The 10,479-nt window shown below is 68.1% G+C and carries 10 protein-coding genes; 8 read left to right on the top strand and 2 right to left on the bottom strand.

Annotation, left to right across the window (positions count from 1 at the left end; genetic code table 11):
- Positions 1-265 precede the first annotated feature (265 nt).
- The gene (locus AAG565_RS01775; RefSeq protein ID WP_348817824.1) at positions 266-445 is read left to right on the top strand and encodes a hypothetical protein; all 180 of its coding nucleotides are present in this window, start codon (positions 266-268) and stop codon (positions 443-445) included.
- 34 nt (positions 446-479) lie between these two features.
- The gene (locus AAG565_RS01770) at positions 480-890 is read left to right on the top strand and encodes a CBS domain-containing protein (protein WP_348817823.1); all 411 of its coding nucleotides are present in this window, start codon (positions 480-482) and stop codon (positions 888-890) included.
- Between the two features lie 57 nt (positions 891-947).
- Here AAG565_RS01770 and AAG565_RS01765 read toward each other — a convergent pair whose 3' ends face one another.
- Positions 948-2,714, bottom strand: coding sequence for a protein kinase (locus AAG565_RS01765; protein WP_348817822.1), 1,767 nt, complete (start codon positions 2,712-2,714; stop codon positions 948-950).
- 34 nt (positions 2,715-2,748) lie between these two features.
- On the opposite strand from AAG565_RS01765, the gene AAG565_RS01760 reads away from it, so the two are divergent.
- The 5 genes from AAG565_RS01760 (at position 2,749) to AAG565_RS01740 (ending at position 8,097) form a co-directional block, all read left to right on the top strand.
- Positions 2,749-4,563 (top strand): ABC transporter ATP-binding protein/permease, encoded by a 1,815-nt coding sequence (locus AAG565_RS01760; RefSeq protein ID WP_348817821.1) that lies wholly within the window; start codon positions 2,749-2,751, stop codon positions 4,561-4,563.
- Positions 4,564-4,630: 67 nt separating this feature from the next.
- On the top strand, positions 4,631-5,482 hold the full coding sequence (locus tag AAG565_RS01755; RefSeq protein WP_348817820.1) for a lysophospholipid acyltransferase family protein: 852 nt from the start codon (positions 4,631-4,633) through the stop codon (positions 5,480-5,482).
- Positions 5,483-5,490: 8 nt separating this feature from the next.
- Complete coding sequence (locus tag AAG565_RS01750) at positions 5,491-6,450, top strand: SDR family oxidoreductase (RefSeq protein WP_348817819.1); 960 nt, start codon at positions 5,491-5,493, stop codon at positions 6,448-6,450.
- Between the two features lie 107 nt (positions 6,451-6,557).
- Positions 6,558-7,055, top strand: coding sequence for a Dps family protein (locus AAG565_RS01745; RefSeq protein WP_348817818.1), 498 nt, complete (start codon positions 6,558-6,560; stop codon positions 7,053-7,055).
- A 13-nt stretch (positions 7,056-7,068) separates the two neighbouring features.
- A complete protein-coding gene (locus tag AAG565_RS01740) occupies positions 7,069-8,097 on the top strand; it encodes an oligopeptide/dipeptide ABC transporter ATP-binding protein (RefSeq protein WP_348817817.1) in 1,029 nt (342 codons plus the stop codon).
- A gap of 9 nt (positions 8,098-8,106) precedes the next feature.
- Here the strand turns inward: AAG565_RS01740 and AAG565_RS01735 are convergent, their stop codons facing one another.
- Positions 8,107-8,871, bottom strand: a complete 765-nt coding sequence (locus tag AAG565_RS01735; RefSeq protein ID WP_348817816.1) for a M48 family metallopeptidase — start codon at positions 8,869-8,871, stop codon at positions 8,107-8,109.
- A gap of 125 nt (positions 8,872-8,996) precedes the next feature.
- On the opposite strand from AAG565_RS01735, the gene AAG565_RS01730 reads away from it, so the two are divergent.
- Positions 8,997-10,478 (top strand): helicase HerA-like domain-containing protein, encoded by a 1,482-nt coding sequence (locus tag AAG565_RS01730; RefSeq protein ID WP_348817815.1) that lies wholly within the window; start codon positions 8,997-8,999, stop codon positions 10,476-10,478.
- The last annotated feature ends 1 nt before the right edge of the window (position 10,479 follow it).

Here is a 10,479-nt window from a genome sequence, read left to right as displayed (position 1 = left end):
ATGCACGCGGTCGCGCCATGGACGGCCTCGCTGCGGTACGCCGCGGAGAAGGAGTGCCGGTGGCACTTTTCTGCGCCGGCGAACGCCCGGCCATGGATGGCCGGGCCGGGGCCGGATCCATGCACGCGGTCGCGCCATGGACGGCCTCGCTGCGGTACGCCGCGGAGAAGGAGTGCCGGTGGCACTTTTCTGCGCCGGCGAACGCCCGGCCATGGATGCTCGACCACGCTTGCAGACTCGGACGCACTAGCGCGACACTGACTACATGACCACCTTCCTCGCCGTCTTCGTCCTGTTCAGCCTCGCCCTGCTGGGGCTGGGCGTCGGCTGGCTGGTGCGTGGCAGGGAACTCAAGGGCACCTGCGCAAGCCAGGCCGCGTTCACCGGCGGCACCTGCGAGGTCTGCGGCAAGACAGAAGGCTGTGGCGGTTCGCCGCCACGCTAGCGGCATCCAGACAGGGCTGCGGAGAGGGGATCCGATGCTGCACTCGATCACGGTCAAGGATTTCATGGCGGAAAGCCTGATGACCTTCACGCCCGACATGGACGTGATGGAAGCGATCCATCGCCTCGTCGAGAAGGGCTATTCCGGCGCGCCGGTGCTCGACAACCTCGGCAATGTCGTCGGCGTGCTGTCCGAGCACGATTGCCTGCGCGTCGGCCTGCATGCCAGCTACCACGGCGTGCTGGGTGGCAAGGTGGCCGACTACATGTCGAAGAATCCGGTCACGGTCGAGGCGGACACGAGCATCCTCGAAGTGGCGAAGATGTTCCTCGACAAGCCGTACCGGCGCTATCCGGTCGTCGAGGACAATCGCCTGGTCGGCCAGATCTCGCGGTCCGACGTGCTGCGCGCGATCGATTCGATCAACGACAGCTCCAACGCGTAGTGCGCCTCCTGTGCAAGAAGGGGCCATCCCTGGCCCCGACTTTCAATACAAGAGGGACTACGGCAGCGTCGATACGATGCAGCCGTTGCGATCGATCTCGTAGCGCTTCATGCCGCCGTAGTCGGTCGCCAGCGGCGGTGTCGCGAGCCGACCATCGCCCAGCGGCTTGACGCCCGGATACTCGGCCATGTCGGCGTAGGTGAATTCCCAGCCGGGGAACAGTTCCGAAACGTGGCGCTTGCACAGCTGCCGTTCCCGCGCCAGCCGCTCGGCCTTGCTCGGCGGCGGTGTCGGTGTCGCCGCGGCCGCCAGCGCCTCGCGACGCTTGCGTTCGGCCTCCTGCTGCTGCTTGCGCCGTTTTTCCGCTGCCTCGGCCTTGCGGCGGGCGGCTTCGTCCGGGCTCGTGGTGGCGGCGGTCTGGGCGATCGCGGGCGCAGGTTCGGGTGTCGAGGTTGTCGGCATCGGAGTCATCGCCACGGCCGCCGGTGCCGGACTGGCGAGTGCGACCGGTGGCGGCGGCAGCGCCTCGTCGCGGGTGGAGGCAGCCGCCACCGTGCTGACGGATGACTCACGGGAGGCCGACCCGGAGGGAGTCGCCAGCCACCACGCGATCAGGCCACCGCCCAGCAGCACCGCGCCCAGACCGACGAACAGCGGAACGCGGCGGGCGCCGCCGTCCGTGCGCACCGGCGCATCGGCTGCGGACGCCAGTACCGAGCGCCGGGCGCGCACCGTCGGTGACTGCGGGACCGGTTCGGTGATCGCCGGTGGCACCGGCGCGGCCGGCTGCGCGTTCCCGGCATCGGCGCGGCGCCGCGCTTCGGCCTCGCGCTGCCGCTGTTCCTCCTGCACGAGCCGCTCGGCATAGGCGCGTTCGCCCGTGCCGACCGCGGTCGCGGTGCTCGCAGGCGCAGGCGCAGGCGCAGGCGTTGGCGCGGGCTTTGCAGCCTGTGGCGGCTCCGCGGTGCGCGGTGGCGCCGGTCGGGACGCGGCAGGCCGCGGCTGCGGCAGCGCGTTGAGCATGGCCAGCAGCGCCGATGCACTCTCCGGGCGCCGCTCCGGCTCCTTGGCCATCAGGCTGTCGATCAAGGGCTGGTAGCGTGCCAGCGCTTCTGGGAGCCGCGGCACCGGTTCGGTGACGTGCTTGAAGATCATCGCCAGCGAGTCCTCCGCCTCGAACGGCGGCTTGCCGGTCAGCATCTCGTAGAGGATTGCGCCCAGGCTGTAGAGATCGGCGCGGCCGTCCACCGGTTGCCCGCGCGCCTGTTCGGGACTGATGTAGCGCGGCGTGCCGATCGACACGCCGGTGGCCGTCATCTTCGACTGCGAATGGATCGCCTTGGCGATGCCGAAATCGGTCAGGATGGCGCGCCCCTGATCGTCGAACAGGATGTTCTCCGGCTTGACGTCGCGGTGCACGAATCCGGCAGCGTGCGCGTGGACGAAGGCCTGCGTGATCTCGCGTGCGATCGCCAGGGCCTCGGCTTCGCTCAGCCCCTTGTCAATGCGCGTGCGCAGGTCGCCGCCGCGCAGCAGACGCATCGCGCAGAAGTGGATGTCATCGGCACGATCGACTTCGAAGATGGTGACGATGTTGGCGTGGTTCAGCGACGCCGCGGCGCGGACTTCCTTCTCGAACCGCGCGACCGCGGTTGCGTCCCGGCCGAACTCCGGCGGCAGCACCTTGAGTGCCACGCGGCGGCCGAGCATCGAGTCTTCCGCCTCGTAGACGTCGGCCATGCCGCCGGTGCCCAGCAGGCGCACGATCCGGTATTTGCCCAGCGGGGTTCCTTCGGCCAACACGTGCTTGCCCTCCGTGCTCACGGCTGCAGCGCTGCGACTATACACTGCCGAGGTCATGCGCAGACCCAGCCCTACGCCCGAAACCGAGTCCGAAGCCGGGCCCCCGGACTGGCGCGCGCTCAAGAGCTTGTGGCCGTTCCTGCGCGAATTTCCGGTACGCATCAGCCTGGCCATGGGCTGCCTGGTCGCGGCCAAGCTCGCCGGGACTGCGTTGCCGATGGCGCTCAAGCACATCGTCGATGCGCTCGACGCGCGCGGCCAGAGCCCGCTGACCGTGCCCCTGGGTCTGCTGCTGGGGTATGGCGCGCTGCGCCTGGCCTCGGTGCTGTTCGCGGAACTGCGCGACGTCGTCTTCGGGCGCGTCGGCGAGCGGGCCATGCGCCGTGCGGCGCTGGCCGTGTTCCGTCACCTGCATGCCCTCGATCTCGACTTCCATCTGTCGCGACGCACCGGCGGACTGTCGCGCGACATCGAGCGCGGCGTCGCCGGCATCAGCTTCCTGTTGCGCTTCATGCTGTTCAACATCCTGCCGACGCTGCTCGAAATCGGCCTGGTCGCCGGCATCCTGCTGTTCAACTACGGCGCCGAGTTTGCGCTGATCACGGCCTTCGCGGTCGTCATCTACGTCGTCTTCTCGATCATCACGACCGAGTGGCGCACGCGCTTCGTGCGCGAGGCCAACCGTCTGGATTCACGCGCCAACACGCGCGCGATCGACAGCCTGCTCAACTACGAGACGGTCAAGCTGTTCGGCAACGAGCGTTTTGAGGCCGACGAATACGACCGCTTCCTCGCGCAATGGGAACGCGCGCAGCAGCAGAATCGCCTGTCGCTGTCGGCGCTCAACGCCGGCCAGGCGCTGATCGTCGCCGCGAGCCTGACCTGGATGATGGTTCTGGCCGCGCGCGGAGTCGCCGGCGGCGCGATGACGCTGGGTGATTTCGTCGCCATCAACGCCTACCTGATCCAGCTGTTCATTCCGCTCAATTTCCTCGGCTTCGTCTATCGCGAGATCCGCCGCGCACTGACCGACATGCAGCGCATGTTCGCACTGCTGCAGGTCCAGCCGCGCGTGACCGATGGCGCGCAGGCGCTGTCGCTCGCGGGTCGGCCTGTGGACGTCGAGTTCGACCGGGTCAGCTTCGGCTACGGCCCACAGCGCCGGATCCTGCACGAGGTCAGCTTCCGCATCCCGGCCGGCAAGAAGCTCGCGATCGTCGGCGCCAGCGGCGCCGGCAAGTCAACGGTCGCGCGCCTGCTGTTCCGCTTCTACGATCCGGACGGTGGCGCGATCCGCATCTCTGGGCACGACCTGCGCGAACTGACGCAGGACAGCCTGCGTGCGCAGATCGGGGTCGTGCCGCAGGACACGGTGCTGTTCAACGACACGCTCGAGTACAACATCGGCTATGGCCGTCCCGGCGCCGACCGTGCGGCGATCGAGCGCGTCGTGCGTCTGGCGCATCTGGACGGCTTCGTCGCGCGCCTGCCGGACGGGCTGGCGACCAGGGTCGGCGAACGCGGCCTCAAGCTGTCCGGCGGCGAGAAGCAGCGCGTCGCCATTGCCCGCGCACTGCTGAAGAACCCGCCGGTGATGATCTTCGACGAGGCGACTTCGTCGCTGGACTCGGCCGCAGAGAAGGCGATCCTCGACGCACTGCGCGAGGTCGCGGAGCATCGGACGACGCTGGTGATCGCGCACCGCCTGTCCACGGTGATCGACGCCGACGAAATCGTCGTACTGGAACAGGGGCGCATCGCCGAGCGCGGCACCCATACCGAGCTGCTGCTCGCCGACGCTGCCTATGCGCGCCTGTGGCGGATGCAGCAGCGCGAGCGCGCGCCGGCCTCGCCACCGGTCTTTTCGTGAAAACGGATTTCGCATACCGTTGTCGCATCCGCCAAGAGGGAGAGCCGGGAGCGACCCGGCAAGATCGATGAATCCGCTGGCATCCCTGAAACACCTCGCCGACGCCGGGCTGCGCGAGGCATTGTACGAACGTATCGTCACGCCGGAGCTGGAGGAGCTGTTCGCGCGCATGCCCAAGCCGGTCGGCAGCTTCGGCTACGACGCCTGGGGCTACAACGAGAACAGCGCCAAGCTGGCGATGGGCGTGATCAAGTGGCTGTACGAGCACTACTTCCGCGTCGTCGCGCATGGCCTGGAACACGTCCCGCCGAACGGGCGTCTGCTGGTGATTCCGAACCACTCCGGGCAGCTGCCGATGGATGGCGTGCTGATCGGCTACGCGCTGGCGACCAATCCGCACGGCCCGCGTGCGGCGCGCGCGATGATCGAGCGCTTCTTCCCGACGGTGCCCTGGCTCGGCAACTGGCTGAACTCGGTCGGTGCAGTGATCGGCGATCCGCTGAACTGTACGAAAATGCTGGAGCAGGACGAGGTCATCATCGTCTTTCCCGAGGGCATTCGCGGCTCCGGCAAGCTGTATCGGCAGCGCTATCAGCTGCAGCGCTTCGGCAACGGCTTCATGCATCTGGCGCTGCAGCACAAGGCGCCGATCGTGCCGGTCGGCGTGGTCGGCTGCGAGGAGACGATGCCTTCGCTCGCCAACATCGCGCCGCTGGCGAAGCTGCTCGGCATCCCTTATGTCCCGGTCGCGCCGCCGCTGCCGCTGCCGGCGCGCGTCTATCTCAACTTCGGCGAGCCGATGATGTTCGACGGCAATGCCGAGAGCGAGGACGAGGTGACCGCCAAGGTCGAGCAGGTCAAGGAGAAGATCCGCGAGCTGATCGACCGCGGCCTCAAGGAAAGAACCCAGATCTACTGAAGCGAACCATGCGCAAGTCCAACGTCGAAAGGCGGACCATTCTCGTCACCGGTGCCGCCGGTTCGCTGGCCAAGCGGGTCATCGCGCGGCTGCACGGCAGGTACAACGTCGTCGCGGTGGATTTCCGCCGCAAGGTCGAGACCGACGCGGACATTCCGTCCTACAAGGTCGATACCTGGAAGCGCGGCTTCGAGGACATCTTCCGCAACCACAAGATCGATGCGGTGATCCACATCGGCCGCATGTTCGCCCACGAGTCCGACCGCAACAGCCGTTACAACGCCAATGTGCTCGGCACCAAGAAACTGCTGGAGCTGTGCCGCAAGTATTTCGTCAAGCAGGTGATCATCCACTCGACTTATTTCGTCTATGGCGCCTCGGCCTACAATCCGGCCCTGCTCGACGAGGATGCCCCGCTCAAGGCGAGCGAGGTCACCCAGGATCTGGTCGATTCGGTCGAACTGGAAAGCCTGGCGCAGATCTACCTGTGGAAGTATCCCGAGCTGCACATCACCATCCTGCGGCCCTGCAACGTGCTCGGCCCGGGCGTGCGCAACAGCATGTCGCTGCTGCTGTCGCGACCGCTGGCGCCGGTCCTGGTCGGTTTCTCGCCGCTGATGCAGTTCCTGCACGTGGACGACATGGCCGATGCGCTGGTGCTGGCCTTCGAGCGCAACCAGCCGGGCATCTACAACGTCGCGCCGGACGACTGGGTCGCCTACCAGGTCGCCGTCGAACAGTGCGGCTGCCGCAAGCTGCCAGTGCTGAGCATCCCGCCGTTCGTGCCGAGGATGGTCAGCAACGTGCTCAACTGGAATGCCTTCTTCCCGCCGTACCTGGTCAACTACTTCAAGTACCCGGTGATCATCGACGGCCGGCTGTTCCGCGAGACGTTCGGCTGGAAACCCAGGCGCAACCTCAACGACATCTTCAGCTACTACCGCAAGACCAAGCTGATGGCGGCGTAGGGCCGGATCGTCGATAGCGTCGCTGGATCGACCGGTAAGGAACAATTCATTTCCCGTGTCGCTGCGGCGGACCTACACTTCGCGCACGTCTCCACAGGAGTCCTGACATGGCCAAGAACAAGGGTTCCGCCAAAGCGCCGAAGATCGACATCGGAATCGACAAGTCGGCACGCAAGAACATCGCCGACGGTCTGAGCCGCCTGCTCGCGGACGAGTACACGCTGTACCTGAAGACGCACAATTTCCACTGGAACGTCACCGGGCCGATGTTCAACACGCTGCATCTGATGTTTGAGCAGCACTACGTCGAGGCGGCGACTGCGGTCGATCTGGTCGCCGAGCGCATCCGCGCACTGGGCTTCCCGGCGCCCGGCACCTACAAGCAGTACGCCGCGCTGTCTTCGATCAAGGAAACCGACGGCGTCCCGCCGTGGCGCGAGATGGTCGAGCAGCTGGTCGCGGGCCACGAGACCTGCGTGCGCACCGCGCGCGAGGTGTTCCCGCTGGTGGATCAGGCCCACGACGAGCCCAGCGCCGACCTGCTGACCCAGCGCATGCAGGTGCATGAGAAGACCGCGTGGATGCTGCGCAGCCTGCTTGAGTGACGCGACCGATCCCGTGACGGACACGGGCATTCCCCGCCCGCGTTCGGGCAGCGTGTTGCTGTCGGTGCGCCAGCTCAAGGTGCAACACCGGCTGCGGCCGCGGCTGCCGTTCGCGCCGCCGGTGCTGCTGCGCGCGGTCGATGAAATCAACTTCGACCTGCGCGCTGGCGAGACGCTGGGCGTGGTCGGCGAGTCGGGTTCGGGCAAATCGACGCTGGCGAGAGCGCTGCTCGGCGTGCAGCCGGTGGCGGCTGGCTCGATCCGCTACGACGGCCAGGAGCTGGTGGGGCGCGATGCGCGCGGCTGGCGACGGTTGCGGCGCGAGATCCAGATGGTGTTCCAGGATCCGCAAGGCAGTCTCGATCCGCGCATGCGGATCCGCGAGATCGTCGCCGAGCCCCTGGAGTTCCTGTGCCCCGAGATCGCCCCGTCGGCCCGCGCGGGTCGTGCCGCGGACATGCTGGCCTGTGTCGGCCTGGGACCGGAACTGCTCGACCGTTACCCCGCTGAACTGTCCGGCGGGCAGTGCCAGCGCGTCGGTCTCGCGCGTGCACTGGTCGTGAAGCCGCGGCTGCTGATCTGCGATGAGGCGGTGTCGGCGCTGGATGTCGTCGTGCAGGCCGAGATCCTGCAACTGCTGCGCGCGCTGCAGGCGCAGACCGGCATGGCGCTGCTGTTCATCACGCACGACCTCGGCGTCGTGCGCCGGCTCTGCGATCGCGTGCTGGTGATGTATTTCGGCCGCACGATGGAGCACGGCGAGGTGCGCACGGTACTGACCCATCCGCGGCATCCCTACACGAAGGCGCTGCTGGCCTCGTTGCCCGGTACCGGCGCGACGGAAAGGGCCACGTTCCTGCGCGGCGGCGAGGCCCCGGACGTGACCGTACCGCTGACCGGCTGCCTGTTCACCGCGCGCTGTCCGATGGCCGACGAACAGTGCCCGCGCCGCGTGCCGCATACGCACCGCCTGCGCGACGGCACCGCCGTCGCCTGTCACTACGTGTCGGATTCCTGGGCGCCACCGATCCGCGCGGCTTAGGCAGGCCGCCTACGGCGTGCAGCTCGGCTTCTTGCCGGCCGCGCGCGCCTGCTCGTACAGCGGCTGGACCCTGGCCAGGTTGTTGTTCAGGTCCTGGATGCGCGTGCTCGCCGAGGGGTGCGTGGACAGGAACTCCGGCGGCGCACCGCCGTTGGCCCTCTGCATGTTCACCCACAGCCTTGCGGCCTCGGCGGGATCGAAGCCGGCGCGCGCCATCAGCTGCTGGCCGAGGATGTCCGCCTCGCTCTCGTCGCCGCGTGAGTAGGGCAGCAACAGGAGCAGGTTGGCGCCCATGCCGATCATGTCGGCCGACATGCCGGTGGCCGAGGCCAGCACCGAGACGCCCAGCTGCGCCGCCATCTCGTTGGACACGCGCGAGGCCGAATGGCCGGCGAGCACGTGCGAAACTTCATGGCCGATGACTGCGGCGAGCTGGTCCTGGTTCGCGGTCACCTTCAGCAGGCCGGTATAGACGCCGATCTTGCCGCCCGGGAGCGCGAAGGCGTTGACGTCCTTCGATTCGAACACCTGCACCTCCCAGGCACCGCCGACTTCGCGCGTGATGGCGCCGGCGACGCATTGCACGTAGCCGTTGACCTTGGCGTCACGGGTCGGCGGCGTGTCGGTCTTGAGCTTCTGGAAGGCCGCGATGCCCATCTGCGACATCTCGGCGTCGGACACCAGGCGCAGCTGCTTGCGTCCGGTGGGCGAGGTCGCGCAGGCCGCGGCCACGGCGGTGGCGAGAACGACGAGAACGGCAGTGCGGAAAGTCATGTGCGGTCTCGAAGAGAATCGGGAGTGCCGGCGCGCATGATAGTGGAGGTGCCGATGAATTGGCTCTGAACCCTTGCGTGCGCGCCGCGCGGTCTGGAAGATGCGCCCAGAGCAACGGAGTCGCCATGGACGCGCGCATCCTCGTCGGCAAGGGCGAGACGCCTCAGGTCATCCTGGGTGCCTATGCCAATCGACACGGCCTGGTCGCCGGCGCGACCGGTACCGGCAAGACCGTGACGCTGCAGGTGCTCGCCGAGGGATTCTCCGAAATCGGCGTGCCCGTGTTTGCCGCCGACATCAAGGGAGACTTGTCCGGCATCGCGCTGCCCGCCGCGCCCAATCCGAAACTGGCCGAGCGCGCCCAGCGGGTGGGCATGGACGCTTGGGCGCCGGCGGCGACACCGACGGTGTTCTGGGACGTGTTCGGCGAGCAGGGTCATCCGATCCGCGCGACCGTGTCCGACATGGGGCCGCTGCTGTTCGCGCGCCTGCTCGACCTGTCGGATGTACAGGCGGCGGTGCTGAACCTGGTGTTCAAGTATGCCGACGATCAGGGCCTGCTGCTGATCGACCTCAAGGACCTGCGCGCGACACTCAACCACGTCGCGGCCAACGCCAAGACGCTGGGCGCCGAGTACGGGCTGGTGAGCGCTGCCTCGGTCGGCGCGATCCAGCGCGCGCTGCTGCAGCTGGAACAGGATGGCGCCGCGGCATTCTTCGGCGAGCCGGCGCTGGACCTCAATGACTTCATGCGCACCGACCTGACCGGGCGCGGCATCGTCAACCTGCTGGCGGCCGACCGCCTGTTCCTGCGCCCGCGGCTGTATGCGACTTTCCTGCTGTGGCTGCTGTCGGAGCTGTTCGAAAACCTGCCGGAGCGGGGCGACGCCGACCGGCCGCGGCTGGTGTTCTTCTTCGACGAGGCGCACCTGCTGTTCAAGGATGCGCCCAAGGCGCTGGTCACTCAGGTCGAGCAGGTCGTGCGTCTGATCCGCTCCAAGGGCGTCGGCGTGTACTTCGTCACGCAGAGCCCGCTGGACCTGCCCGATGCCGTGCTCGGCCAGCTCGGCCACCGCGTGCAACATGCGCTGAGGGCGTTCACGCCGCGTGACCAGAAGGCCGTGCGCGCCGCAGCCGAGACCTTCCGTCCGAATCCGAAGCTGGACGTCGCGCAGGCGATCACCGAACTGGCGGTCGGCGAGGCGCTGGTGTCGATGCTGCAGGACCAGGGCATCCCGGGCGTGGTCGAGCGTACGCTGATCCGCCCGCCGCGCTCCCGCATCGGGCCGGTGACGGCGGACGAGCGGCGCTCGATCCTGGCGCGCAGCCCGCTGGCCGGGCGCTACGACCAGGCCGTCGATCGTGAATCCGCCTACGAACGGCTCGCCGGCGCGACGGCGGCATCGACGCCGCCGCAACCGCCGTCCGCCGACCGCGGCTGGTGGGACCGGGCGCAGCAGCCGACGCCGCGCGCGCCGGCGCGGCGGACCGACTCGCTGGTCGAATCCACCCTCAAGAGCGCGGCCCGCAGTGCTGCATCCTCGGTCGGCCGCGAGCTCGGCCGGCAGATCCTGCGCGGCCTGCTGGGCGGGCGCAGCCGGCGCTGAG

Origin of the sequence: Fontimonas sp. SYSU GA230001 (genome assembly GCF_040066175.1) — a bacterium.
Lineage (GTDB): Bacteria > Pseudomonadota > Gammaproteobacteria > Nevskiales > Nevskiaceae > Solimonas.
This window is presented reverse-complemented; position numbering and strand designations above follow the sequence as displayed.